Source organism: Rhodococcus sp. NPDC079359 (assembly GCF_040702585.1).
In the GTDB taxonomy this organism is placed as follows: domain Bacteria; phylum Actinomycetota; class Actinomycetes; order Mycobacteriales; family Mycobacteriaceae; genus Rhodococcoides.
This window is the reverse complement of record NZ_JBFBLH010000004.1, coordinates 266,876-292,287: the sequence shown is the minus strand read 5'-3', so window position 1 is coordinate 292,287 and position 25,412 is coordinate 266,876. Positions and strand designations below refer to the sequence as shown.

Here is a 25,412-nt window from a genome sequence, read left to right as displayed (position 1 = left end):
GCTACTCGACGGTGACGGACTTGGCCAGGTTGCGCGGCTTGTCCACGTCGTAGCCGCGCGCCTGCGCGACCTCGGCGGCGAACACCTGCAGCGGAATCGTCGACAGAAGGGGCTGCAACAGCGTCGAGGCTGCCGGGATCTCGATGAGATCGTCGGCGAAAGGCCGTACGGCCTCGTCGCCTTCTTCGGCGATGACGACCGTTCGCGCACCACGAGCCTGAATCTCGCGAATGTTGCTCAGCATCTTCGAGTGCAACACCGCACGACCCTTCGGCGACGGCATCACGATGATCACCGGCACGCCGTCCTCGATCAGCGCGATCGGACCGTGCTTGAGCTCGCCCGCTGCGAATCCCTCCGCGTGCATGTACGCGAGTTCCTTGAGCTTGAGCGCGCCTTCGAGCGCAACCGGGTACCCGACGTGTCGGCCGAGGAACAGAATGGTCGTGGCCGTCGAGAGCTCTCGTGCGAGCGCCCGAACAGGTTCGACAGTCTCGAGCACCCGCTGCACCAACTCGGGCATCGCTTCGAGTTCGGCGAATTCACGCGCGACCTCGTCGGGATACTTGGTGCCGCGAGCCTGCGCCAACGCCAACCCGACCAGATAGTTCGCGGTCACCTGCGCGAGAAAGGCCTTGGTCGACGCGACGCCGATCTCCGGACCGGCACGCGTGTAGAGGACGGCGTCGGCCTCACGCGGAATCTGCGAGCCGTTGGTGTTGCACACCGCGAGAACCCGGGCCTTCTGATCCTTGGCGTGCCGAACCGCTTCGAGAGTGTCCGCAGTCTCGCCGGACTGCGAGATGGCGACGACCAGGGTCGATCGATCGAGTACCGGGTCGCGATAGCGGAATTCGCTGGCCAGTTCCACCTCGACCGGAAGCCGGGTCCAGTGCTCGATCGCGTACTTGGCGAGCAGGCCCGAGTGGTACGCGCTACCGCAGGCAACGACGAACACCTTGTCGACGTCGCGCAGTTCCTGATCGGACAGTCGCTGCTCGTCGAGCACGATTCGACCGTTGTCGAAGTGGCCGAGCAACGTGTCCGCCACTGCGGCGGGCTGCTCCTGGATCTCCTTGAGCATGAAGTAGTCGTGGCCGCCCTTCTCGGCGGCTGCCAGATCCCAATCGATTCGGAACGGACGCCCCTGCGCCTCGTTGCCCTCGAAATCGCTGATGTCGTAGCCGTCGGCGGTGATGACGACAACCTGGTCCTGGCCGAGTTCGACAGCGTTGCGAGTGTGCTCGATGAAGGCAGCGACGTCGGACCCGAGGAACATCTCGCCCTCGCCGACGCCGAGAACCAATGGCGTGGAGCGGCGCGCCGCGACGATCGTGTCCGCATGATCGGAATGGGTGAACACCAGGGTGAACGCACCTTCGAGACGACGCAGAACTGCTTTCGCGCTGGCCACGAAATCGCCCGCGGTCGGGCCATCGGCGTAAGCACGCGAGACCAGGTGCACCGCGACCTCGGTGTCGGTATCGGAGAGGAACTCGATCCCGACCGCTTCCAGTTCGGCACGCAGCGGTCCGAAGTTCTCGATGATGCCGTTGTGCACCACCGCGACCGTTCCGGACGCGTCCCGATGCGGATGGGCGTTGCGGTCGGTGGGACGGCCGTGTGTCGCCCACCGGGTATGACCCATTCCGGTGGTGCCGACGAACGTATCGGTACCGATGTCGTCCAGTTCGGCTTCGAGATTCGCCAGTCGACCCGCCTTGCGCTCGACGGCTGTCGCTCCCGCACCGTCGAGAATGGCGATGCCCGCGGAGTCGTAACCCCGATATTCCATACGCCGAAGCGCCTCGACCACCACACCCAGAGCTGGGCGGTGGCCGACGTAACCCACGATTCCGCACATGGACAATCAGGGTACTCGGCGGGGCGCGCACGACCCATTCGCTCAGGTTGACGTGTCCGGTGTCCCCCTGACGCGCCGCGGTTCGGTAGCGTCATCTCTCGTGGCGAAACCGAAGAAGCTGGCATCTGCTCTCTCCAAGCGCGGCCCGCACAAGGTGCTGCGAGGCGACCTGGCCCTCGCCGGGCAACCCGGTGTCGTCTACACCCCAGCCGAGGGTTACGGCCTGCCCGGCGTCGCCTTCGCACACGGCTGGATGCTGCGTCCCAGTCATTACACCGACACCCTGAAGCATCTCGCGTCCTGGGGCATCGTGGTTGCGGCACCGGACACCGCGCACGGTCTCGTACCGTCTCATCGCGGCCTCGCCACCGATCTGGGCACTGTGCTCGACATCATGACGGGCGTTCGACTGGGCCCAGGCAACATCAGCGTGCATCCGGACAAACTCGCCACGGCGGGCCACGCGATGGGTGCAGGCACCGCAGTGCTCGCCGCTTCCCGACGATCGGACATCAAGGCCGTCGCCGCGCTGTTCCCCGCACCGACTGCGCCCTCGTCCGAGGACGCCGCAGCCGGCCTTTCCGTGCCGGGACTCGTCGTCGGAGACAACTCGAACGCCGATTCGCTCACCGACAACTCGCTCGCGCTCGCCCAGGCCTGGAACGGGCCGTCCATCCTGCGACGAGTCGACGGCTCGACCGCGGACGGTTTCGTCGAGGGTCGCCGGATTCTCGGCGCACTCGGTATCAACAAGCCCGACCGCAAGACTCAGCAGCGCACCCGCGCCGTCCTGACGGCCTTCCTGCTGTTCCATCTGACCGGTGACTCCGACTACGAGGAACTGGCCGGATCGACCGGCGAGATCGACGGCACCAGAGCTGTCGATCCACACGCGCCTCTCGACGCGCAGCCCAAGCCCAAGGCGTCTGCGTCGATCAAGGCGCTGCTCGGACGGGGCTAGTCCCGGCTGTTGTCAGACCAGCCAGGACCTCGGCCGTTCGTCGGGTTCGGTCTCGACGTGCGGTGGGGGCTCTCGCTGGTCGAGATGAGCCGGTTGCAGCACCGAGCCCGACCCTGGCTCGACGTCGGAGTCCGCTCCGCTCACCTCTGCTGAAATCCGTCCGCCTCGGTCGACTGCCGGAGCCTGTGCCCGACTCAACGTCTCCGCCGCCCGCCCCATCGCGATGCGGTGCTCATCGCGTATTCGATGCAACTCCCGACGCCACCCACTGTCGGTGCTCACAGCTCCCCTGCTTCACTGAGGCCCGCGCCGCTACCGGTGTCTGCGGGTTGCGGATCGGTGACCGGTCGATCCGCAACCACCGGATGCTGCACAGCAGGCTGCTCGATGTCGGGTGACTCCGGCGTGCACTGCACCGATGCATCCGAGTCGAATTCGGACGTGGGTGCCGGTTCGGCAGCCGGCACCGGTTCCGCAGACGGCACCGGTTCCGCCGCCGCGACGGATTCTGCCGTGGGTTCCGGTTCGGACGGGGGTTCCGGTTCGGACGGGGGTTCCGGTTCGGACGGCACCGCTGCAGCCGGGGCCGGCGCGTCCACCGCGTCGACGACACCGGGGACCTCGACGATCTGGGGTAGGCCGAGCGGTCCGATTCCGAGCTCGAACGAGCGAGTTCCGAGTCCGGGAGTCTCGAGTTCGAGAGACACCGTGCCGTCGTGTTCGAGTGCGATGCGGGCGCGATGCCCGTCGAGTTCGGCCTCGAGATGGCCGCGTTCGTCGCCGGCCTCGGACCACGACTGCCCGGGCTGCGGCAACGGAACCGACTCGGGTGGCCGATCGCCGCTCACGTCCGGAGAAGTCTCCTCGGTGTTCTCGTCACCTGTCCGGCTGTCGACTGCGGTATCGCCTGAGCCCTGGAGATCTCCACTGTCGATCGTCTCGGTCAGCGCGTCGTCGACACGGTCGGCGATCTCGGCGACGACTCGATCCACGAGTCCGTCCAGAGAATCCCCCAATTGATCGACGACACGACCGTCGGCGATCAGGGATTCGGCCGGATCCACGCTGTCCGATCCGGCGAGTGCGTTGCCGCCGGGTGGCGAGACGGCCGGGCCGACAGCGGCGGGTCCGACAGCTGGTCCGGGTCCGGAACCGGCAGGCGTGGAACCGATCCCGGCAGGAGTCGGGTCTACCGAAGAGCTGTCGGGCCCCGTCCACGGCACTGCTGTACCGGGCTCGAGTGCCCAACTGCGCTCGTCGAGTCCGCCGAACGAAGGCTCGTGGACACTGCCCAGAATGTCCACCACCAACTTCAGACAGTCTCTGACGGCGGTGTCCGTGGCGGTACATGCTGCGAGGACGGCCTCGCACGTGCCCTGCACGCGCGGAACGAACTCGGTGTCGATCCAGCGCCCGCAGCGTTCGGTCACCTCGGCAGCGAACTCGTCGGAGAGATCGCCGCTGCGCACACCGTGGTTCAGATCCTCGAACGCAGACGCCAATCGTGGGAACACCGACTCTCGATCGACCGGCAGGCACTCGATTCCCGACGCAAGCAGAATCGCATCGATCTGGTCGACGTCTTTGCCGTCCACCAGGTCGATGTCGAGGCCGCCGACGAGTTCGGCCTTGTCGGTCACTGCGTCACGGAGAACGTCGACGGCCGCACACATCGTCTGGTGAGAATCCTCGATCGACGCGAGGAACTGGGAAGCCTTTTCCTGTTCGGCCGAAAGGTAGGTCTGCACGGCATCCCCCGCCTCACCGTGCCAACGCAACTGCAGGACCCGGCGAAGCTGAATCTGCTCCTCGAGCTGATCCGCGAGTACTGCGGACACCGTCCCCACGGCGTCTGCATCGTGTCCGAGCGCACCGAGGTTCAGCCCACGCTGCTCGTCGTACCTGGCGCACAGGTCCTGGTACTGCGGAACCTCGACGCCCGGCACACGGCCGACCAGTGGCAGAAAGCGCTCGAAGAACAGCAATCCTTCTGCGTTCGCATCGAGAATCTCGTCGATCGACGCCCTGTCACCGGACGAGGCCGAAGGAGGTGTCACCGGGGTGACTCGATCGCGTACGCGGTGGCGTCGTCCTGTTGCTCGTACTCGTTCATCGCGGTGGTGAGGGCATCGGCAATGTCGTCGACCGCGGACCGCCATGCCCCGACAGCACGCCCGAGCCCGAGGTACGCCTGGGAGTACGCAGCGCCCAGGTCACCGTAGTTCCGTCCGGCCCCGGCTGCGCCGAAGCCTGCGTCGGCGACGGAATCGGCGGCGTCACCGAGCACTTCCGCCGACGACACCAATGCATCTGCCACCCCGCGAACCCGGTCCGCGTCCACCCGAACTCCGTCGCTCATACGTTCCCGTTCCCCCTCCGAGTACCCCTTTCTCACTATGACGTGCGCCGACTCACATCGGTTCCCCAGGGAGCGGTAACGTCCCGATGTGAAATGTCCGTAACAGGTACCTGAAGTGGCTGCACCAGCTACTCACCGAACGAGGAGTCCCATGCACATCGGAACGATGCTGAACTACAGCGGTGGTTTCAACGAGACCGTTGCCGAGGTCGCCGAGCTCGAGAAGGCAGGTCTCGACATCATTTTCGTGCCCGAGGCCTACTCGTTCGACGCCGTCAGCCAACTCGGATTCCTCGCGGCCAAGACGAGCACGATCAAGATCGCGTCCGGCATCTTCCAGATCTACACCAGGACACCATCACTGACCGCCATGACCGCCGCCGGTCTCGACTACGTCTCCGAGGGCCGATTCGTGCTCGGGCTCGGCGCATCGGGACCGCAGGTCGTCGAGGGCTTCCACGGCGTCAAGTACGACGCACCGATCGCCAGAACCCGCGAGGTCATCGAGATCTGCCGCCAGGTCTGGCGTCGCGAGAAGGTGCAGTATCAGGGCAAGCACTATCAGATCCCGCTGCCGGCCGACCAGGGAACCGGTCTGGGCAAGCCGCTCAAGCTGATCAATCACCCTGTGCGCGATCGCATTCCGGTCGTCATTGCCGCACTGGGCCCCAAGAACGTCGAACTCACCGCCGAGATCGCCGAAGGCTGGCAGCCCATCTTCTACTTCCCGGAGAAGGCCGCCGACGTGTGGGGCGATTCCCTCGCAGCAGGCAAGGCCAAGCGTGACCCGTCACTCGGCGAACTCCAGGTCTTCGCAAGTCCGACGCTGGCCATCGGCGAGGACGCGGAGAAGTACCTCCCCTGGGTCAAGCCACATCTGGCGCTGTACATCGGCGGTATGGGAGCCAAGGGCAAGAACTTCTACAACTCCCTGGCCCAGCGATACGGATACGAGGCCGAGGCCGAGAAGATCCAAGACCTCTACCTGGCCGGCAAGAAGGAGGAGGCCGCCGCGGCAGTTCCCGACGAGCTCGCGCGCGCGGTCAACCTCATCGGCCCGGAAAGCTTCGTCAAGGAGCGGGTCGCAGCCTTCGCCGAAGCGGGTGTCACCACTCTCAATGTCGCGCCGCTCGCCGAGAACACCGCAGGCCGCGTCGCGCAGCTGACCGCACTGCGCGAACTGACCGCCTGAGAAACGTCAGACAGACGCGACCCGGCCCGCCAGCTCTTCGGCGAGCCGGGTCGCGACGTCGAGTTCGGACGCTTCCACCATCACGCGCACCAACTGTTCGGTACCGCTGGGGCGCAATAGAACTCGACCCGATTCCCCGAGTTCGCGCTCGGCCGACGCGACGGCGTCCGATACCGACGGTGCCGACGCCACCGCTGCTTTGTCCGACACGCGGACGTTGATCAGCACCTGCGGCAGTGTCCGCATCGCCGACGCCAGGTCCGCGAGGGACCGCCCGGTCTGCGCCATCCGCTCCATCAGTCGCAGGGCAGTGGCAATTCCGTCTCCGGTTGTTCCGACTGCGGGCAGCACGACGTGTCCACTCTGCTCACCCCCGAGCGCGAACCCGCCGCGGCGTAGCTCCTCGAGCACGTATCGATCTCCGACCGCGGTGGTACGCAACGTGATTCCGGCCTCACGCATCGCAATGTGCAGACCGAGGTTGCTCATCACCGTTGCGACCAACGTGTCGTCGGTCAGGTGGCCGGCGTCGTGCATCGCGATCGCCAACACCGTCATGATCGCGTCGCCGTCCACCACGGAACCCGACGCATCGACGGCGAGACAACGGTCTGCGTCTCCGTCGTGCGCGATACCGAGGTCGGCACCGTGCTCCACGACGGCCTTCTGCAATCCCTCCAGGTGCGTCGACCCGCACCCGTCGTTGATGTTGATGCCGTCGGGTTCTGCGTTGATCGCCACGACCGTCGCACCGGCCCGTCGGTAGATCTCGGGCCCGACGACAGAGGCGGCACCGTGCGAGCAATCCACCACGACGGTCACGCCGTCGAGTCGATGCGACACCGACGAAGCGAGATGCTCGGTGTAGCGGGCTGCCGCGTCGTGCGCGACGTCGATGCGGCCGATCGCGGCACCGGTGGCGTCGTAGGGCTGTGCGTCGTTCCGGGAGCGCCCCTCGGGATCGAGGGCAGCTTCTATCCGGTCTTCGACGTCGTCGTCGAGCTTGTGCCCACCCGCGGCGAAGATCTTGATTCCGTTGTCGGGCATCGCATTGTGCGACGCCGAGATCATCACGCCGAGCGCCGCGTCGTATTCGGCGGTGAGGTAGGCAACCGCAGGCGTGGGGAGAACTCCGACGTCGATCACATCGACCCCCGATGCGGTCAGTCCCGCGGACACGGCTGCGCTCAGCATCGCCCCACTGATACGCGGATCACGACCGACCACTGCCACACGTCTGACCCCGTCGACGTTCGGTGCCAACACGGCGGCTGCGGCTCGCGCGATTCTCAACGCCAGTTCTGCGGTCAGAACCCCGCCTGCCAGTCCGCGAACTCCGTCGGTGCCGAACAATCGCGCCATGAACCAAGAACCCTTCGAGCGGAGAGAATGTGGTGGGAAACGCCTCGAGGGCAGGCGTCCGATACTGCTGGATGCCTGCCCTCGAGGATGAAACGGGTAAGACGCGTCAGCGCTTGGAGTACTGCGACGCCTTACGGGCCTTCTTCAGGCCGTACTTCTTGCGCTCGACTGCACGCGCGTCACGCGTGAGGTAGCCCGCGGCCTTGAGCGGCGGGCGATCGTCGGGTGCGAGTTCGATCAGTGCGCGCGAGATGGCCAGACGCAGTGCGCCTGCCTGTCCCGACGGTCCGCCACCGTGCAGCAGTGCAACGATGTCGAAGGACTCCGCGCGGTCCACCAGAACGAGAGGAGCCTTGATCAGCTGCTGGTGCACCTTGTTCGGGAAGTAATCCTCGAGGGTGCGGCCGTTGAGCTTGAATCCGCCGGTGCCCGAGGACAACCGAACACGAGCGACGGCTTCCTTACGGCGACCGACGGTCTGGATCGGGCGATCGAACACGATCGGGGCCGGAGCGGCTGCGGCTTCGATGTCCGAAACGACCTCGGGATCTTCGACTGCCACGAACTCGTCGGCGGCGATCTCTTCGATGTTCTCCTGCGACGTCACGTCATTTCCCTCCGGCGCCGTCACTGGGACACCTGCTTGATCTCGAACGGAACGGGCTGCTGAGCGGCGTGCGGGTGGTTCGGTCCCGCGTAGACCTTCAGCTTGCTCGCGATGGCACTACCGAGCTTGTTCTTGGGGATCATGCCGACGACGGCCTTCTCCACGAGACGATCGGGGTTGCTCTCGAGGACCTGACGGGTCGAGCGCGACTTCAGACCGCCCGGATGGCCGGAGTGGTGGTGGTGGAACTTGCCGTCGAGCTTGTTGCCGCTGATGGCAACCTTCTCGGCGTTGATGATGACGACGAAGTCGCCGCCATCGACGTTGGGTGCGTAGGTGGGCTTGTGCTTACCGCGGAGCAGTGTCGCGGCCTGGACGGCGAGGCGTCCGAGCACGACGTCCGTGGCGTCGATCACATGCCACGTCCGGGTGGTGTCCCCGGCCTTCGGGGCGTAAGTAGACACAGAAAATTCCTGTCTTCATGATGTCGCTGCTGGCCAAGACGTGTGGATGCCCTCGGCGGCCAGTTGAGACCCGAGGACAAGAGCTCGATACGCACGTGAATACGCGGCGAGCCCATACACGCCAACGGGAAACAATACCGGGAGCGGACGCCCAGGTCAAAACGCCTCCGCTCGTCAGCGCAGGCGCACACACTGCACGCACCGACGGGCAGCGGGTAGCGCCTCGAGCCGGATCGCCGGAATCTCACCACCGCACCGCTCGCAGAAGCCGTACGTGCCGGCCGAGAGCCGTGAAACCGCCGCGTCGATCTCGCGTATCTCGGATTCGGTGTCGGTGATCAGCGCCGCAATCTTCGCCCGCTCGAACGCGATCGTCGATCCCTCGGGATCGTGCTCGTCGTCGTCGGTGGTGAGCCGCGATCCCTCGATCACCGACGCGAGTTCGCCACGAAGCGACTCGAGACGATGCAGGGAGCGCGACCGCTCCGTCCCGAGTGCTGCTGCGAAGTCCGTCACCACTCCAGTAGACACCGCGATGGACCGGCGTGCGACGAAACGACGTCTGCCCCGACCGATGTTCTCGGTCGGGGCAGATGCGTGGTGTCGAGACCGGTCAGCGAGCCATCCGCGCCTTGTTGGCCATCTCGACTCCGTGCATCGTCTCGCCACCGGTACGGGCGGCTGCGACGAGGCTCGACAGAATGAGGTTGAGCTCGTCGGATGCAGAATTCCACTGACGCTGCAGCTCGTAGTATGACGTCATCGCGTCGCCCTCCCACGACTGGTAGAGCCGCTTCGCGGTGCTGTCCACGTCCCCGAGGAGGTCCTTGGTCACGTTCGCCTGCTTGTTCATCGCCTCTGTCAGCGCCGCGATCTGCGCGAAGTCGTATTTCATATCGGATCGGTCTCCTTGGTCGAGCGTGGTCGTGTGAGTTGTCGTGTGGTCACCGGATGCGGCGTCACTTGAACGAGGACAGTCCCGAGTTCAGGGATCCGGCCACCTGGTTCACGGCCGACACGTTGTCGTCGTCGGCGTCCGAGTAGCCGTGGCCGTTGGTCTTGATGTCCGCGGAGATCTGTTCGAGCGCACTGCGCATCTTCTGCGCACTGGTGTCCCACTGGGCCATCACGTCCTGAAACGATTTGCCCGCCTTGCCGACCCACGCCTCGGCGGTCTGCTCGACGATCGAGCGAACGGCCGAATTGGACGCGTTGATCGACACGCTCAGGCCTTCGATCGTGGCTCCGGCAGCCATGAGCTCCTGCGGCGTGACCGTGACGCCGTTCGACGAACCCGTAGATTCCGGTCCCCCTGGATATCCCACTTCGACTCCTTGTCTTCGATACTCGATTCACCTGCACCCGCGGCGCACGTGCTGCTCGACCGAGAGGCCACTGTCGGCCCGCTCACTCCCCTACATCTCCTTGGACGCAACGACCCCTCGATTCGGTTCCGGCCGTGCGCGAAGAATGTGGGCCGCTCTCACGAGGCCGGAACGATGTCCAACGTCTGCGTCGCCTGCCCGCATTCGACGTCGATCACCGCCGCGTCGTCTCCCTCGAACTGACAACCGATGCTGACCTGCAGGTCGGATTCGACGAACACCCGCCACAGCACCGTCGAATCGTCGATCGGCCTCTCGGTGTAGGCGATTCCGACGCGGCCGCCGAAATCTCGTGTGGATTCGAGAGATCCGATGGTCGAATCCGGCCCACGGGCATCGATGGCCGACCGGAGCTCGGCAGCGACCTGCTCCTGCGTCGAGCCCGGCAACAGGTCCGCCACGGTGACGACGATCCGACGCTCGGGCGGGGTCGGTGGAATCAGCACCATGCGGTCGGGGTCGTCCAACTTCGTCCAGGTGCTCGGCAACTGCATCGACACCCGCCCGGACACGAAGGTGACCGTCTCGACCGGCGGTGGCGCATCCGCTGTCGTGGTCGGTAGCGGTGCGGCTACGGACGAGGATGTAGCACTCGGGACCACGACCGGCGAAAACGGTTGCGCTGCAGTCCCATCCGGCTCTATTGGAGACTGTCCGGCGAAATACACAGCTGCGCAGACGAATACGAGGATCGCCGCCACGGCACCCACGGCTGCGAACAAAGGGCGACGTCTTTTCTCCCGGGACCGCGGCGGCGCGGCGACGTCGTCGAGCCATGCCGCCGATCGCGTCGTCGCGGCACGTACCGACGGTGCCGGGACGAGATCCGCCCCGGCTCGCCGATACAGCGATCCGGCGACATCGAGACCGGTCAGCCATTGCGTGGGGTGATCGACGACGGGATCCGCTCCGATGGGCGCCCCCACCACGTACACCTCATCGGGGCAGCGCGTGATCGACGACCGAACGCATTCCCCGACCGCTCGTCGCCACGCATCGTCGTCACCGATGCCGAACGGAAGGATCGCGCCGGTGTCTCCGCCGTGCGCCCCCGACTCGTCGAGCACGACGACGGACGTATCGAGAGCTCCGACTTCGACGACCACCGCGGCCGACGGTGCCCGTTCACCCGACGACGCAACGGCGGCCTCGGCCGTCTCCACGAGCACCACCTCGTTTGCCGAGGTCGCGAACATTGCGCGCACGATGCCCATACGTTGCTCGCCCCAGGTCGACGGATACGCGATCTCGAGCACGTCGAGTCGGTCGTGTACGCCGGCACCGTGCAGGGCCGCCCACACGATTCCGTGGAACACCACCTCTCGATCCCACACCGTGGTCCCGACCGGGATCGACGCATCGTCGATGCAGAGCAGCGGCGGTATCTCGTCTCCGGCTGCGCCCCGGCCGAACACCAGTCGGCCACCCTCCTCGATGGCGAACGCCGATCCGACGCTCTCTCTCGGCCCCTCGAAGGCTGCGCCCGTGGCGACGACGGAAATTTCCGTGTAGCCCAGATGCACTGCGGCATACCGCCACGAGTGGCCCGTCAACTCGAATGTCCGAGCTGGACGAGCGACTGGCCGGAGCGGTCGACGAAGACCCCGCGTCCGGGTGGCATGGCACTGGGACGGACCGTCCCGAGCAGGTTCCCCTCGTCGCGGCTTCCGCTCATGACCAGTCCCGGAGTCACCAGATCGCGCAACCGTCCGATCACCGGGTCGAACAGCGCCCGGCCTGCCCCGCCCGAACGACGCGCCACGACGACGTGCAGCCCGATGTCCCGCGCATGAGGAAGGTGTTCCACCAACGGGGCCAACGGATTTCCCGACGACGTGGCAACCAGGTCGTAATCGTCGACGACGACGAACACCTCGGGGCCGTTCCACCACGACCGCTCGCGAAGCTGTTGCTGGGTCACGTCTGCTCCTGGCATGCGATCGGCCATGCGGCCGGCGAGGTCGACGAGCATGGCCGTCAGCGTCGCCTGCGAGGCCGCGTACCCGGCCAGATGCTCGGAATCGACGGTGCCGAGCAGAGTTCGGCGGTAGTCGGCGACGATGAGTTTGACGCTGTCGGGCGAGTTCGCCTCGACGAGCGATCGACAGATTCCACGCAACAAGGAAGTCTTGCCGCACTCACTGTCACCGAACACTACGAAATGTGGATTCTCCGCGAAATCGACCACCACCGGTGACAATTCGGCCTCGTCGATGCCGATGGGAACTGCGAGCTCCGGGATGCCGCCACGGGTTCGTGGCCACGCATCACCGAGCTGATCGAGCACCGCTGATCGTTCGAGCAGCTCCGGCAGCATCCGCACCGGCGGCGCTGGAGTTCCCGCAGATGCAGCCGCGATCGCGGCGACCGACTCACCGACTGCGCGGGACAGGTCGTCGACGGAACAGACGTCGTCCACTCGCGGAAGTGCGATCAGCAGATGCAGTCCGTCCCTGGTCATGCCCCGGCCCGGCCGCCCCTCGGGAACGCTCGCCGCCTTGGCGCGACCCATGTCCGAATCCGACGGGTCACCGAGTCGCAGTTCCAATCGGGTGCCGATCAGGTCCTTGGTCGCGGGCCGAACTTCGGCCCACCGCGAGGCGGTGAGGATCAGATGCAGACCGAAGGCGAGGCCCTGCGTCGTCAAAGTGGCGATCTGCTGTTCGAGACTCTCGAAATCGGACCTGATCGACGGCCAACCGTCGATGACGAGAAAGACGTCGCCGAAACGATCCTCCGGGTCGACGGGTTGCGTTGCACGTCGCCGACGGAACTCGGCCATCGAGTCGATCCCGCGATCCCGGAACGTCCTCTCTCGCTGCCGCACGACGCCGGCGACTTCGGCCACGGTCCGCCGAACCCGATCGACGTCGAGCCGGTTGGCCACCGATCCGACATGCGGCAGATCGGCCAACCCGGCCAGCGTTCCGCCGCCGAAATCCAAGCAGTAGAACTGGACCTGCGCGGGCGAGTGCGTCATCGCGAGCGCCAGGATCAACGACCGAAGCGCCGTCGACTTACCCGATTGCGGGGCACCGACGATGGCGACGTGGCCCGCAGCACCGGACAGATCGACGGTCAGTAGATCGCGGCGCTGATCGAAAGGCCGGTCGATGATCCCGATCGGGGCGCGGAGGGTGCTGAGCGGACCGATCCGCTCGGTCAGAACCGATGCGGGCAGCAACCGGTTCAATGTCGGTGCGGTGTCCAACGGCGGCAACCACACCTCGTGGGCCGGCACTCCCCGACCCCGAATTCGTCCGACGACAACGTCGAGCACCGTCGCACCGGTGCTCTCGGAGTCGACCGGATCCGGTTCGGCCGCCGGCGCAGTGGCAGCCTCGATCCGGCCGACATCGATGGAATCGAGTGGTACCGAGTAGGCGGTGAACGGCTTCGGCCTGATGTCACTGCCGAGCGAGGGCCGCGCGCCAGCACCGGAACGCGGAGGCGAGTAAGGACCGGAGACGTACGCCGCAGCGAACCTGACGATCTCGGCCGAATCGCACTTGAGATAGCCCGCACCCGGCTGAGCGGGAAGGTGATACGCGTCCGGAACCCCGAGCACCGAGCGAGATTCGTTCGCGGAGAACGTCTTCAAACCGATTCGGTACGACAGGTGACTGTCGAGACCGCGTAGTTTTCCTTCTTCGAGACGCTGACTGGCCAGCAGCAGGTGCATGTGCAGCGAACGTCCGAGCCGACCGATCGCGACGAACAACTCGGCGAATTCGGGTTGCTGACTGAGCAATTCCGAGAACTCGTCGACCACCACGAACAGGGCGGGCATCGGTGCCAGATCCGCTCCCCCGGCGCGCGCCCTCTCGTAGTCGGAGACGTTCGCGAAGTTGCCTGCCGAGCGCAGCGACTCCTGGCGCCGGTTCATTTCGCCGGCCAACGCGTCGCGCATTCGATCCACCAACGCCAAGTCCTCGGACAGGTTGGTGATGACCGCGGCCACGTGCGGTGCCGATTCGAGACCCGCGAACGTCGCGCCGCCCTTGAAGTCGACGAGCACCAGGTTCAGCTGTTCCGGCGAGTGAGTCGACACCAAGCCGAGCACCAGCGTACGGAGAAACTCGGATTTACCGGAACCCGTTGCCCCGATGCACAATCCGTGCGGCCCCATACCGTTCTCGGCAGATTCCTTCAGGTCGATCTCGACAGCACTGCCGTCGGGGGCGACACCTATCGGTACCCGCAGCCTCTCGCGTCCCCGGCGCATCGTCCACGCTCGGTCCGTGTCGAGTGCGCCCACATCGGCGATACCGACCAGGCTGTTCCACCCCGAAATCCGAACTCCGCCGTCGTCGACCACATCGACGACCGACGAGGACGACGGCGCGCGGTACGGCGACAGGCGTCTCGCAACGGCGTGTGCTTGCGTGGTGCTCATCGAATCCGCGACGGCAAACACCTCGACCGTGGTTCCGCTGACCGCTCCGATCGACCCGTTCTCGGCGAACAGCTGGATTCCACGCGATGCAGCCAGTCGTGGGCACAGGCCGGACAGATCGATGATCGTGACGGAATCGAGGCCCGTGTCGGTGAGATCGGTCGAACGGTTGTCGAGAAGCCCGCCGTCCACCACGATCACCAACTGCACGACGCCGGCAACCGGCACAGCTCCACGCGCAAATCGATTCCGCACACTCAGCACGTCGCCCAGCGCACCCTCGAGTTCGAGGAAACTACCGAAGATCATCCGAGCGGACCCGGCCCCGTCGCGCAGAACGTCGTGCTGTGTGTGCGGAAGCCACTTGGCCCACTCCCACTGCTGCACGGTGTCCGGACCACAGACGATCGCGACCGCGACGTGGTCGGGACCGTGAAAGGTGCACAGCGAGGCCAACATCGCGCGCACCATCGCGCGGGCACCGTCCCGGTCGCCCGCTACGGACAGCGCCGCGAACCCCCTCAGTGACACCGCGGTCGGCAGTGCGGCCACCACCGAATGCGCCCGCACGAATCGACGCAGGGACACCGCCGAAACCGGTTCGAGTTCCTCCACGGGCCCGGTCTCGGGCGGAACCAGTCGAGTGGCAAGCCGCTGATCCCCCAGGCCGACTCGGACATGAGCGAAATCCGGATCCGACAGTCGCCGTTCCCACATGCGCTCGGTTCCGGCGACCGACCACAACGTATCGGGGCCCGGGTGGCTCCATTCGAGGGCTCGACGCTGCGCGCGTTCGGTTTCTGCGACGTCGCGGCGGAGCTGATCGAGATAGCGGAGGTAATCCTTGCGGTCCTCGTTCGCCTCGGCGGTGCGCGCCCCGCCGGACTTCCCCCCGCCGGCCAACATCCCCACCATGGACATCAGCATCATGGCCGGGAACATCAACATCATCGGGTTCGCCGCTGCCCCGGAGGTGAACATCAGCGCGACCATCCCGACCATCGCGGCAACCATCACCAGCGGCATCAGCTTCATCAGCAGATTGCCCGGCACCGCGCGTGGGATCTCGGGCGGCGGCTGCAGGGTCACTTCTCCGCCAGGAGATCGAGGCACTTCCCGTCGGGCACCGCGAACGAAGCGCACGGTACTCATAGATCCGCCCCCACGGCCACGCCCCCAGAACTGCATCGCGGCAGCCTCCCCCCGAGGCTGCAGGACGACAGGCTAGCGCATCGAAGACCGGGCGGTCCACAGTCGGCGTCGCCACCCCGGACGGACATGACCACCGGTACGTCCGACGAGAAATAGAACGCTGCCCGACACCGTTGCAATTGAATGCGGCTCTTCGGCCGCGTGCTCGACGAACGAAAGGCTGGCCCCAACCGTGTCCGTACCTCTGTCCATCCTCGATCTCGCTCATGTGGGCGAGGGCGAAACAGTCCGCGACAGCTTCGATGCAAGCGTCACTCTCGCTCAGCATGCCGAGAACTGGGGATACCGACGCATCTGGTACGCCGAGCACCACAACATGAAGACGATCGCGTCGTCGGCCACGTCGGTTCTCATCGGGCACGTCGCTGCCCACACCGAGCGCATCCGGCTCGGATCCGGCGGGATCATGCTTCCCAATCACGCGCCGCTGACCATCGCCGAGCAGTTCGGTACCTTGGCGACGCTGTACCCGGGACGGATCGATCTGGGGCTGGGCCGCGCACCCGGCAGTGACCAGGTGACGATGCGGGCGATGCGACGCGATCCCGCGTCGGCCGATCGCTTCCCGCAGGATGTCCAGGAACTGCAGGGCTACCTGTCGGAAGAGTCTCTGATCCCCGGAGTGAGCGCGACTCCCGGCGCAGGTACCGAGGTACCGCTGTACATCCTGGGGTCGTCGCTTTTCGGCGCACAGCTCGCCGCTGCACTCGGCCTGCCCTATGCCTTTGCCTCGCACTTCGCACCCGACGCCCTCGAGCAGGCCGTCGAGATCTACCGACGTGACTTCCGGCCCTCCGCTCAATTGTCCGAGCCACACCTGATCGTGGGCGTCAACGTGATCGCGGCCGATTCTCTGGCCGACGCACAGGCCCAGTTCCTCCGCACCAAGCGCAGCCGCGTCAGCCTCCTGCTCGGCCGCGGCCGGACCTTCACCGACGAGGAAGCCGACATGGTCCTCGAAGCGCCTGCGGGCCAACAGATCACGAAGATGACCAAGTACTCGGCCGTCGGCACTCCGGACATGGTGAAGGACTACCTCGACCGTTTCGCCGAACGCACGGGAGCGGACGAGCTGATCGTCGCGTCCGGTGTGTCCGACCGCGCATCGTGGCTTCGCTCGTTCGAGTTGCTCGCACAGGTGAGTGACCTGGTTCCTGCCTGACGGCGGCGCTGCGTCACCGGCAGATCCCGACGGGCGATTGCTTGTCGCCGCGATGTCGTAAGGTTTGGACACCGATGCCCACTGGGGCGGGCATCGGAACGTGAATCGAACGTATCCGGGGGGATATCCATGACACGCGCCGACAGCCGTCCATCGGCCGGCATTGCGCCGTCACGCACGGCACCTGCCGATCCGACACAGTCACCCGCCGCGTCGGACGTGGGTCGGCGGGCAGCGGGCGCGCAGTCCGTCTTCGCGCAGGAAGTCTGTCGGGTGACGGTGTTGGCCAGGTCCACGCAGGTGGACATGGCGCTGCCGGTGGACGTTCCGGTCTCGCTTCTCGTACCGGGAATCGTCGACCTGATTGCGGCGGGAGTGGAGCCTGCGGGACGAGGAGAACCCCGCGACGGGGATCCCGCGTCTGAAGGGTTGCCCGTGGCGTGGACGCTCGCGCGGATCGGGTTCCCACCGTTGTCACCGACTACGACGTTGGCGGAGCTGTCGGTGCGTGACGGTGAGTTGCTCGTGTTGGGTGTGGCCGAGCGGCCTGCGCCGGTTCCACTGTTCGACGACCTCATGTATTCCGTTGCGCGATCGGGTACCGACGATGTTCCGCACTGGACTGCGCGTACCGCGCGCACGGTGGGTTCGGTTGTCACCGGTGCGCTGGTGTTGCTGGCGTGCGCGGTCCTGTTACCTGGGCCGATCCGGGCCGGAGCCGAGCACGTCGGCAGTCTCGTCGAGGGGCTGGCTGCCGTCACTGCGTCGATTCTCTTCGCGATAGCGGGGGTGATTCTGGGGCGGATGTATCACCAGCACTCCGTCGCCGTCCTCTTCGGTGGATGCGCCGTCGCGCTGATGTTCACCGGCGGAACTGTGCTGGTACCCGGGCAGTTCGGCGCGGCTCAGCTGATGCTGGGTTCGGCCATGGCCGGTGCGACGGCTCTGCTGTCCCTTCGTATCGGCGGGACCGGGTTCGCACTGTTCACCGCTGCGATATCGGTGGCGCTTCTGACGTTCGCTGCCGCGGTGTGCGCACTGTTCACCACGATGGCACCACCGGCGATCGGTACTGCCGCGGCCCTCACCGGCCTGGCTGGAATCGCGCTCTCTGCCCGCGTGTCGATGATGCAGGCCAAATTGCCGCTTCCACCGGTCCCCACCGCGGGAGCACCGCTGGACACCGTCGAGGAAGCAGAACTCGACGCGATCTCGTTCGACGATCTGCAGGTCGCCGCGGCCGAAGCGCGTAGTTACCTGACCGGTCTGCTGTCGGCGTTCAGCGTCGCCGTGGTGGCGGGCGTGCTTGTCGCGGCGGGAGCCGATTCGGGAGATGGCGTCCGTTGGCCTGCGGTCGCGCTGGCGGCGCTGTGTGCGCTCGTCCTGCTGCTGCGTGGACGCACCTATGCCGTTGTGACGCATGCCGTTCCGCTGGTCGCAGGCGGAGCGACGATTCTGCTGGCGCTCCTCGTCGGTGCGGTCGTCGCACTGCCGGATCTCGTCCTCGCTCTGTTCGGGGTGGCACTGGCCGGCGCGGTGGCCTCGTCGATCTTCGGGGCATTCGTGCCCACACGGACGTACTCGCCGGTGATGCGGAGAGCGGCCGAACTACTCGAATACGCCGCCATCGCCCTGGTCATTCCGATCGCAGTGTGGGTGTGCGGTCTGTACAGCGTCGTCCGCGGGCTGTGACGCCGCACCGACGGCGAACGGTCGTCATCGCGGCGTTCACTGCTCTGTCGCTGTCGTTCGACGCAGCCTTCGGCGGGTATCCCGCACGCGCCGAACGTCCGGTGATCGACCCCTTCCAGCTGCCTGCGCCGAGCGCTCCCGGCCCGCTCGAACCCACGGAACAGAAGAACGCCTGCGCGCTGCCGTCCGCGACTGCCGACGCCCAGGACGTGCCGACCGCACTGAAGGCGCTCGACTTCGCATCGGTCTGGCCCATCACCCGTGGGGCAGGTCAAGTGGTTGCCGTCATCGACACCGGCGTCACCGCACATCCGCGCCTGCCGGGTCTGATCGCCGGCGGCGACTATGTCAGCGCAGGCGACGGGCTGTTCGACTGCGATGCACACGGAACGATGGTCGCCGGCCTGATCGCCGCACAGACCGCACCGGGCAGCGGATTCGCTGGAGGCGCACCCGACGCCCGCATACTGTCGATTCGTCAGTCCAGCAGTGTCTTTCAGATCGTCGACAACCGGCCCGAGGAGGAGAAGACAGCAGAGCCGGAGAATGCCGCGGGCTACGGCAACGTGCGCACCATGGCCATGGCCATCCGAACTGCGGTGGACTCGGGTGCCTCGGTCATCAACATCTCCGAGGTCGCCTGCGTGCCCGCCGGAGGCGGTGTGGCCGACGGTCCGCTCGGCGCGGCCGTGCAGTATGCCGTCCGAGAAAGAAATGTCGTCGTCGTCGCAGCAGCTGGAAATCTCGGCAGCGCTGCCTGCCAGGCACAGAACCCGATGACCGATCCGCTCCGGCCTGGTGCCGACCCGTGGGCGTCCATCGTGACCATCGCGACTCCGGCGTGGTTCGAAGACGTGTTGACTGTCGGTTCGGTCGAGTCGGACGGCACACCGTCTCCGTTCAGCCTGGCCGGTCCGTGGGTCGACGTCGCCGCTCCGGGCTCGAATATGACGTCGCTGTCGCCGACGGGCAACGGACTGGCGAACGGCACCCGGGGCACCGATGGCGTGATTCCCATGACCGGAACGAGTTTTGCGGCACCGCTGGTTGCCGGGGTTGCGGCGCTGGTGCGCTCCCACCGGCCCGAACTGTCGGCGCTGGAGGTGGTGGACCGGATCGAACGAACGGCGCACGAGCCGGCCGAAGGGTGGAATCCCTTCGTCGGCCAAGGCGTCGTCGATCCGCTTGCAGCGGTCACCGATTCGGTGACGCCCATCCCCCGGTCGGTTCCCGCGGACAGCATTGCGATGAGTGCGCCGTTGCCGCCGCCCACTTCGGATCATCGACCGCGGACCGCAGCCGTCACCGGTTCGGTGCTGGTGGCAGTGATCCTGGCACTCGGACTCGCACTGTCGGTACCGCTGCGCCGACGCGGCAGAACCGACTGAGCCAGGCGCTACTTCGTCGGAAGTGCCGCGGCCTGCGGGTCGGGAGCAACACCGTCGTGCATCGTCAGGGCCTGGCCGCGGCCGAGAGTTGGCCCACTGCCGAGCAATTGGAGTATCTGCCAGGGCGCGGGTGCCGGCGGTCCGAACCCCAACGCCGACGCAGCCTCGGCACCGTCGACGCCGTAGCGCACTCCGGTATCGGCCACGAAGAAGACGCTGCCCTGACGTGTACTCGACGCGGAGATACCGGTACTGCGCACGAAACCGCCGCTACCGGGTGCCAGATAGACCTGGTCGACGGCGTCGCCGCCACCATCGGCCTGAGCCAGCGCAACCGGTTGTGCATCTGCCTCCAGCGGCAGCCCGCGACCGGCGGACTCGACCAGTCGAGCCGACGGCCCGCCGTCGGCAACTACGAGTGGCTCCCACGTCAAGCAACCCACCGGGCGCTCCCCGGTATCGACGATCGTGGGAGCGGTCTCCGGAAACGTCGAAACCTCCAGCCCGAAGGACGTTTTGGGAGCGTTCGCCAGCAGGTCGGGATTGACGGCTGCGATTTCGGGACTGCCCTGCGAATCGGTGAATTTCAGGAGCAGGGCCGCAGTCTCGTTGATCGCTTGTATTCCGTCCTCGAGAACCACGTAGTACTGGACGTCGCGACCGGCGACCTTGACGACCGAACCGATCGTCCGGCCGTCGAACGGAAACGCAGGAGCCTCACCCGCTCGAGGCACGAACGGTGCTGCGACGGGGGGCGATTCGGGTACGGAATTGAGCAGACCGGCACTGACCGGAGATGGTGTCGCGTCCTCGAGTCCGAGTGCCCGGACCACTGCCCTGTTGTTCAGGTCGACCGGCGATTTGGTGCCGTCGTGCACGAGATAGGCAGTGCCGTCCGATGTCCAGAGGAACGCCTCGGATCCGGCGAGCGCAGCCGTGCTTTCACCGAAGCGAGGATCACCCACCACAACCGTTGTCGAGGTCACTCCCGTGATCCGGTCGACGGTGTCGCAGACGGTCCACGTTTCTGCGCTGCCGTCACTGTCGTGCGGTAGCGCAGACGGAGCACCGGGAATACCCACCAGCGCCCCGCGGGGTCGTGCGGACAATTCGGATTCCTTGACCGTCAACGGGTCGTCGGGCTTGCCTACGATCAATCGAGCCGACGCGAGATTGAGCACCGGATGGAACACGTCGTCCACTTTCACGAACATCGCGGCCGAATCCTTGCCCACCACGATCGACGCGTCGCCGATCTTGTCCTGCGGCCGAAACAGCGCCAGCGCAGCGCATCCCGCCAAGCCGATGCAGGCGACGACGACGCCCACCAGCAGTGCCCGCGACTGCGACTTCATCGGATCGTGCAGCATCCGAACGTCGCGTCTGATCAGCGCATGTTCCATTCTGCGGACGAGAAAGCGGTAACCGCCAACCTGCCACTTCGTTGTCGGCGTCGACGCCACGCTTCCTCCCCAGGATTGTGCGGACCCGATCCCCATTCGGGTCACGCGACACAGTACAGTTCGTCCGCACACCTCGGCGACCGCGTTGGCGTTCGTCGATGGGGCACTGCGACCTTCGGGGGGAGGGTTTCGATGACGCGTACCGGTCGGGCAGGGCGTGGGCGAGCCGCCGTTCCTTTCGTCGCGCCAACGGTGCGGCGGGTGATCGTGGCCGAGACCGCAGCCGTGGCGATCGGCTCGGCTCTGTTCGCGGCACAGGTGAAACCAGGGCTGACTCTGCTCGCTGTTGCGACGGTAGCGCTCGTTCCGTTCGTCGCCGTTCGGCGCAGATCGGTCGTGGACTGGGTCCGGACAATCTGGCGGTTCCTCGCCGATCGTGCCCCCGATGTCGGTGTGAGCACGGACCACACCGACACGGCAGTCGGCCCGGTCGGGGTCCACTGGCAGCGCGACACCGTCACCTGCACCATCGAGATCGTCCCGCCCGGGCACGCCACCACAGTCCTCGGCAAGGCGAGCGCCGAGACGCAACACACGCTTCCTGTCGACGCGTTGGCGTCGTGTCTGCGACAGCACGACATCGAGGTCTGCTCCATCGACGTCGTTGCACTCGGATTCCGCAGCTCGGCAGGCTCGGTCGCCACCGAGGTGTACGAGTCACTCATCGGTCCGCTATCGGCAGTAGCGGTGCGAACAGTCTGGGTGGCAGTCACTCTCGACCTGCGTGCGAATGCTCGTGCGATCGGGGCCAGAGGCGGAGGCAGAGCCGGGGCAGCCCGCGCCGCTGTCGTCGCGACCACTCGCGTACATCGCGCTCTGAACGCCCATGGGCTGTCCTCACGACTGTTGACGAGCTCCGAAGTACGATCGGCTGTGTTGCACCTGTGCCGGGGCGTGAGTATCGACGACCTGACCCAGACGTGGTCGACAGCACCCCTGCCGGGTGCGTCTAGTACCGGCTTCGGAATCGATTGCAGCACAGTCACTGCCGAGGACGTCGCGACCCTGTGGGCAACTCCTTCCCTCGGAACGACGCTGTCCTTCCGCCTGCAACCGACCCACGACACCGGGAAGGTGCGCATCCATGGGTCGTGCAGATTCGCCACTCGAACACCGATCACGAAGCCTCGTGTACGCGCGCTGACCTCGATGAGCGGGAGTCAACGCGACGGCATCCTCGCCCAGCTCCCGCTGGCCCTACCCGCCCTGGATTCGTTGTCTCCCAGACGATTTCTCGACACAACGACGATGCACGAGCTGAAACTCCCGGTAAGCGGGTGCGGCCAGCTCTTGGGATCCGATGCTCACGGACACGGTGTCGCGGTGCGGCTGTTCGGACCGGGCCTGACGCGAGTTCGAATCGCCGGAGAGCTCTACCTCGCCCAGCAACTGATCTTCCGCGCCATCGCCACCGGTGCCAGGGTTCTCGTCCGCACGGATCGCCCGCACGCCTGGCGCGCGATCCTCGACGCCATCGGCGCACCCGATCGACTACTGGTCGACGGCACCACGACCCGATCCCGGCCGTCGTACGACGTGATCCTGATCGACTTCGCCGACGGTTCGGCACCGCCTGTGCAACAGGGACTTTCGGGCGTCACCGTGATCTCGTTGTCCGAGCACCTACCGCGGACCGGCCGCCCCGAACAGGAGCGAAGCGTGCCTGAGCCGGATCTGACGATCGTCCAGCCCCATGCGTCGGGAGATCGAATTCGAGTCCGATCCGGTCCACTCGAGGTCGAGCTGACACTGGTCACGATTCCGCAGGAAACGGCGTTCATCGGCCGCCCCAGGAGTCTGCGCCCCGCGGTTCGTGCATGACCGATTCTCAGCCGGGGTAGTCGGCGCGCCCACGAGCGCCGGCGACCGCGTCGGCCCACCACTCCAGCTGATCGAGAAGACGCCCGAGAGCGTCGACGGCTGCGGCATCGTCGATCCGTCCCGACTCGTCGAACCGCTTACGCACCCGGTGCAGCGACACGGCATCTCGGACCGAGACCATGTGCAATTCGGCAGTGATCTGCCGCAGCTGTTCGGTGGCTCGAATCCCACCGCCCAGCCCGCCGTAGGAGACGAATCCCACCGGCTTGCCACGCCATTCGTACTTCACCGTGTCGAGCGCAGTCTTCAACGCACCGGGTACGCCGTGGTTGTACTCAGGAGTGACGAACACGAAGGCGTCGGCCGCACCGATGATCCCGGTGAAGCGTTCGGAGTCCTCGCTCGGAACGAGGGAGTTCGGTAACTCGAAATCGGCCAGGTCGACGTCCACCACCTCGACGGTGGTGCGTTCGGCGGCAACACCTCGAACCCAGGCGGCGACGGTCGGTCCCACTCGACCGGCACGCACACTACCGACGACGATGGCGAGCTGTATCGGCTGCATCGCTCCGACACTAGACCCGGTGACGCTCGGTCAGCCCTCTCCCCCGCAGCAACCGTCACCGGTGATCGCCGAGCGCACTTCTCGGGTGGCCGCGTTCCGGGCAGCCAACTCGCCGGCCGGCGGGTAGTCGACTCGAACCAAGGACAGGCCGTGCGCCGGAGCCACCTCGCTCGCCCGATCGCGGCGAGTCAACAGCGACCGCGCCCAGTCGGGGGTTCGGCGTCCTTCGCCCACGGCCTGCATGGCACCGACGAGGCTACGGACCATCGACCAGCAGAATGCGTCGGCGCTGACGTATGCGGTGAGACGATCGCCGTCGCGCTCCCAGTCGAAGCGCTGCAGTTCCCGAACGGTGGTGGCACCGTCACGTCGCTTGCAGAACGCGGCGAAATCGTGCAGACCGATCAATCCCGCGGATGCCTCACGCATCGCAGCCAGATCGATGGGCCTGGGCCAGGAGACGACACCGGCTACGTCGAGGGGGTCGACACCGTATGGCGCAGTGCCGAAACGATATTCGTAGTGCCTGCGGTATGCCGAGAATCGCGCGTCGAAATCACGGGAGACGGCGGTGATGGCCCGCACTCGAACATCGGTGGGCAGGAACCGGGCCATTCGGCGGACCAGTCGGTCGTGATCGTCGGGAACGTCGACGGCGTCGAAGTGCGCCACCTGTCCTGTCGCATGGACTCCCGCGTCGGTTCGTCCCGCCACGGTCAGCTCTATCGATTGCCGCAGCACCGTGGAGAAGGCTTCTTCGAGCACTCCGCAGACGGTGCGGATACCCGGTTGGCGCGCCCACCCGGAGAAGCTCGTGCCGTCGTACGAGATGTCGAGCCGAAATCTGGTGGGGACCGACAAAGCGGGCCCGCCTTCCCCTGGGGGAATGGCGGGCCCGCTTCGATCGTGCGCGGAGCTCAAAAGGACTAGTCCTTCTTGGCTTCCTCGGCCTCGGGGGCGTCCGACGCGTGTGCGTCGTTGTCCTCGATGCCTTCGATGACTGCGTCGGCGTTGGCCACCTCGGCGTCGGTCGCGTCGGCTTCGACAGCCTCGACGACGTTCTCGTCGGTCGCGTCCTCGGCCGGAGCCTCGGTTGCGGCGGGAGCAGCCTGCGAGGCCTTCACGCGGCGAGCGCGATCGGCTTCGTTGGACACCGTCTGCTCGTTGACGAGCTCGATGATGGCCATCGGCGAGTTGTCACCCTTGCGGGGGACGGTCTTGATGATGCGCGTGTAGCCACCGTCGCGATCGGCGAAGAAAGGCCCGATCTCGGCGAACAGCTTGTGCACGACATCTTTGTTGTTGATCGTCTTGAGAACCTCACGACGATGCGCCAGATCACCCTTTTTGGCGTGGGTGACGAGCTTCTCGGCGTGGGGACGAAGGCGCTTGGCCTTCGACTCGGTGGTGGTGATGCGGCCGTGCTCGAAGAGTGACGTCGCCAGGTTGGCCAGGATGGCCTTCTGGTGCGACGCCGACCCGCCGAGACGGCGGCCCTTGGTGGGCTTGGGCATGATGA

22 protein-coding genes are annotated in these 25,412 nt (G+C 66.2%); 6 read left to right on the top strand and 16 right to left on the bottom strand.

The window, feature by feature from the left end; genetic code table 11:
- Nucleotide 1 precedes the first annotated feature (1 nt).
- A complete protein-coding gene (glmS, locus tag AB0362_RS12450; protein ID WP_068051303.1) occupies nucleotides 2-1,864 on the bottom strand; it encodes a glutamine--fructose-6-phosphate transaminase (isomerizing) in 1,863 nt (620 codons plus the stop codon).
- 100 nt (nucleotides 1,865-1,964) lie between these two features.
- On the opposite strand from glmS, the gene AB0362_RS12445 reads away from it, so the two are divergent.
- Nucleotides 1,965-2,825 (top strand): hypothetical protein, encoded by an 861-nt coding sequence (locus AB0362_RS12445; protein WP_317808723.1) that lies wholly within the window; start codon nucleotides 1,965-1,967, stop codon nucleotides 2,823-2,825.
- 12 nt (nucleotides 2,826-2,837) lie between these two features.
- Here AB0362_RS12445 and AB0362_RS12440 read toward each other — a convergent pair whose 3' ends face one another.
- From AB0362_RS12440 to AB0362_RS12430, 3 genes are read right to left on the bottom strand one after another with little or no spacing between them, the layout of a single operon-like run.
- Nucleotides 2,838-3,107, bottom strand: coding sequence for a hypothetical protein (locus tag AB0362_RS12440; protein ID WP_317547373.1), 270 nt, complete (start codon nucleotides 3,105-3,107; stop codon nucleotides 2,838-2,840).
- Nucleotides 3,104-4,882, bottom strand: coding sequence for a hypothetical protein (locus tag AB0362_RS12435; RefSeq protein WP_317808721.1), 1,779 nt, complete (start codon nucleotides 4,880-4,882; stop codon nucleotides 3,104-3,106). Before AB0362_RS12435 ends, AB0362_RS12440 begins: the two co-directional genes overlap by 4 nt.
- Nucleotides 4,879-5,184, bottom strand: a complete 306-nt coding sequence (locus tag AB0362_RS12430; RefSeq protein WP_094639145.1) for a type VII secretion target — start codon at nucleotides 5,182-5,184, stop codon at nucleotides 4,879-4,881. The genes AB0362_RS12435 and AB0362_RS12430 overlap by 4 nt, the downstream gene beginning before the upstream one ends.
- Nucleotides 5,185-5,335: 151 nt before the next feature.
- On the opposite strand from AB0362_RS12430, the gene AB0362_RS12425 reads away from it, so the two are divergent.
- Nucleotides 5,336-6,376 carry an LLM class F420-dependent oxidoreductase gene (locus AB0362_RS12425; protein ID WP_037188278.1) on the top strand — a complete coding sequence of 347 codons (1,041 nt, stop codon included), beginning with the start codon at nucleotides 5,336-5,338 and terminating at the stop codon, nucleotides 6,374-6,376.
- 6 nt (nucleotides 6,377-6,382) lie between these two features.
- On the opposite strand, the gene glmM is transcribed toward AB0362_RS12425, so the two are convergent.
- The 8 genes from glmM to eccCa form a co-directional block, all read right to left on the bottom strand.
- Complete coding sequence (gene glmM, locus AB0362_RS12420; RefSeq protein WP_317808720.1) at nucleotides 6,383-7,738, bottom strand: phosphoglucosamine mutase; 1,356 nt, start codon at nucleotides 7,736-7,738, stop codon at nucleotides 6,383-6,385.
- A gap of 106 nt (nucleotides 7,739-7,844) precedes the next feature.
- Entirely contained in the window at nucleotides 7,845-8,369 is a 525-nt protein-coding gene (gene rpsI / locus AB0362_RS12415) for a 30S ribosomal protein S9 (RefSeq protein ID WP_032397516.1), read from the bottom strand.
- Entirely contained in the window at nucleotides 8,366-8,809 is a 444-nt protein-coding gene (rplM, locus tag AB0362_RS12410) for a 50S ribosomal protein L13 (RefSeq protein WP_037188282.1), read from the bottom strand. Before rplM ends, rpsI begins: the two co-directional genes overlap by 4 nt.
- 174 nt (nucleotides 8,810-8,983) lie before the next feature.
- Nucleotides 8,984-9,325 carry a TraR/DksA C4-type zinc finger protein gene (locus AB0362_RS12405; protein WP_317532240.1) on the bottom strand — a complete coding sequence of 114 codons (342 nt, stop codon included), beginning with the start codon at nucleotides 9,323-9,325 and terminating at the stop codon, nucleotides 8,984-8,986.
- A 97-nt stretch (nucleotides 9,326-9,422) separates the two neighbouring features.
- On the bottom strand, nucleotides 9,423-9,704 hold the full coding sequence (locus tag AB0362_RS12400; RefSeq protein ID WP_068051312.1) for a WXG100 family type VII secretion target: 282 nt from the start codon (nucleotides 9,702-9,704) through the stop codon (nucleotides 9,423-9,425).
- Nucleotides 9,705-9,768: 64 nt separating this feature from the next.
- Nucleotides 9,769-10,134, bottom strand: a complete 366-nt coding sequence (locus AB0362_RS12395; protein ID WP_269594400.1) for a WXG100 family type VII secretion target — start codon at nucleotides 10,132-10,134, stop codon at nucleotides 9,769-9,771.
- Nucleotides 10,135-10,292: 158 nt separating this feature from the next.
- Nucleotides 10,293-11,747, bottom strand: a complete 1,455-nt coding sequence (locus tag AB0362_RS12390; protein ID WP_317808718.1) for a type VII secretion-associated protein — start codon at nucleotides 11,745-11,747, stop codon at nucleotides 10,293-10,295.
- On the bottom strand, nucleotides 11,744-15,742 hold the full coding sequence (gene eccCa, locus AB0362_RS12385; protein ID WP_317808717.1) for a type VII secretion protein EccCa: 3,999 nt from the start codon (nucleotides 15,740-15,742) through the stop codon (nucleotides 11,744-11,746). Before eccCa ends, AB0362_RS12390 begins: the two co-directional genes overlap by 4 nt.
- Nucleotides 15,743-15,974: 232 nt before the next feature.
- On the opposite strand from eccCa, the gene AB0362_RS12380 reads away from it, so the two are divergent.
- From AB0362_RS12380 to mycP, 3 genes are all read left to right on the top strand, one after another.
- Nucleotides 15,975-16,964: an LLM class flavin-dependent oxidoreductase gene (locus tag AB0362_RS12380; protein WP_068283870.1), complete on the top strand. Its 990-nt coding sequence runs from the start codon at nucleotides 15,975-15,977 to the stop codon at nucleotides 16,962-16,964.
- Nucleotides 16,965-17,093: 129 nt separating this feature from the next.
- Nucleotides 17,094-18,656: a type VII secretion integral membrane protein EccD gene (eccD, locus tag AB0362_RS12375; RefSeq protein WP_317808715.1), complete on the top strand. Its 1,563-nt coding sequence runs from the start codon at nucleotides 17,094-17,096 to the stop codon at nucleotides 18,654-18,656.
- A gap of 50 nt (nucleotides 18,657-18,706) precedes the next feature.
- Nucleotides 18,707-20,044, top strand: coding sequence for a type VII secretion-associated serine protease mycosin (gene mycP / locus AB0362_RS12370; RefSeq protein ID WP_317808810.1), 1,338 nt, complete (start codon nucleotides 18,707-18,709; stop codon nucleotides 20,042-20,044).
- Between the two features lie 8 nt (nucleotides 20,045-20,052).
- Here the strand turns inward: mycP and eccB are convergent, their stop codons facing one another.
- Nucleotides 20,053-21,507 carry a type VII secretion protein EccB gene (gene eccB, locus AB0362_RS12365; protein WP_317808714.1) on the bottom strand — a complete coding sequence of 485 codons (1,455 nt, stop codon included), beginning with the start codon at nucleotides 21,505-21,507 and terminating at the stop codon, nucleotides 20,053-20,055.
- Between the two features lie 132 nt (nucleotides 21,508-21,639).
- Between eccB and eccE the strand changes: the two genes are divergently transcribed.
- Entirely contained in the window at nucleotides 21,640-23,328 is a 1,689-nt protein-coding gene (gene eccE, locus AB0362_RS12360) for a type VII secretion protein EccE (RefSeq protein WP_317808713.1), read from the top strand.
- Between the two features lie 7 nt (nucleotides 23,329-23,335).
- On the opposite strand, the gene AB0362_RS12355 is transcribed toward eccE, so the two are convergent.
- The 3 genes from AB0362_RS12355 to rplQ are packed head-to-tail and all read right to left on the bottom strand — an operon-like array spanning nucleotide 23,336 to nucleotide 25,407.
- On the bottom strand, nucleotides 23,336-23,893 hold the full coding sequence (locus tag AB0362_RS12355; protein ID WP_317808712.1) for an NAD(P)H-dependent oxidoreductase: 558 nt from the start codon (nucleotides 23,891-23,893) through the stop codon (nucleotides 23,336-23,338).
- Between the two features lie 30 nt (nucleotides 23,894-23,923).
- A complete protein-coding gene (gene truA / locus AB0362_RS12350; RefSeq protein WP_317808711.1) occupies nucleotides 23,924-24,814 on the bottom strand; it encodes a tRNA pseudouridine(38-40) synthase TruA in 891 nt (296 codons plus the stop codon).
- Nucleotides 24,815-24,819: 5 nt separating this feature from the next.
- Complete coding sequence (gene rplQ, locus AB0362_RS12345; RefSeq protein WP_068051325.1) at nucleotides 24,820-25,407, bottom strand: 50S ribosomal protein L17; 588 nt, start codon at nucleotides 25,405-25,407, stop codon at nucleotides 24,820-24,822.
- Nucleotides 25,408-25,412: the final 5 nt, after the last annotated feature.

Bases quoted from the DNA above. Each gene is read 5' to 3' on its own strand.
- glmS (WP_068051303.1), bottom strand. From the start codon at position 1,864: ATGTGCGGAATCGTGGGTTACGTCGGCCACCGCCCAGCTCTGGGTGTG.
- AB0362_RS12430 (WP_094639145.1), bottom strand. From the start codon at position 5,184: ATGAGCGACGGAGTTCGGGTGGACGCGGACCGGGTTCGCGGGGTGGCA.
- AB0362_RS12425 (WP_037188278.1), top strand. From the start codon at position 5,336: ATGCACATCGGAACGATGCTGAACTACAGCGGTGGTTTCAACGAGACC.
- glmM (WP_317808720.1), bottom strand. From the start codon at position 7,738: ATGGCGCGATTGTTCGGCACCGACGGAGTTCGCGGACTGGCAGGCGGG.
- AB0362_RS12400 (WP_068051312.1), bottom strand. From the start codon at position 9,704: ATGAAATACGACTTCGCGCAGATCGCGGCGCTGACAGAGGCGATGAAC.
- eccCa (WP_317808717.1), bottom strand. From the start codon at position 15,742: ATGAGTACCGTGCGCTTCGTTCGCGGTGCCCGACGGGAAGTGCCTCGA.
- eccD (WP_317808715.1), top strand. From the start codon at position 17,094: ATGACACGCGCCGACAGCCGTCCATCGGCCGGCATTGCGCCGTCACGC.
- eccE (WP_317808713.1), top strand. From the start codon at position 21,640: ATGACGCGTACCGGTCGGGCAGGGCGTGGGCGAGCCGCCGTTCCTTTC.
- AB0362_RS12355 (WP_317808712.1), bottom strand. From the start codon at position 23,893: ATGCAGCCGATACAGCTCGCCATCGTCGTCGGTAGTGTGCGTGCCGGT.
- rplQ (WP_068051325.1), bottom strand. From the start codon at position 25,407: ATGCCCAAGCCCACCAAGGGCCGCCGTCTCGGCGGGTCGGCGTCGCAC.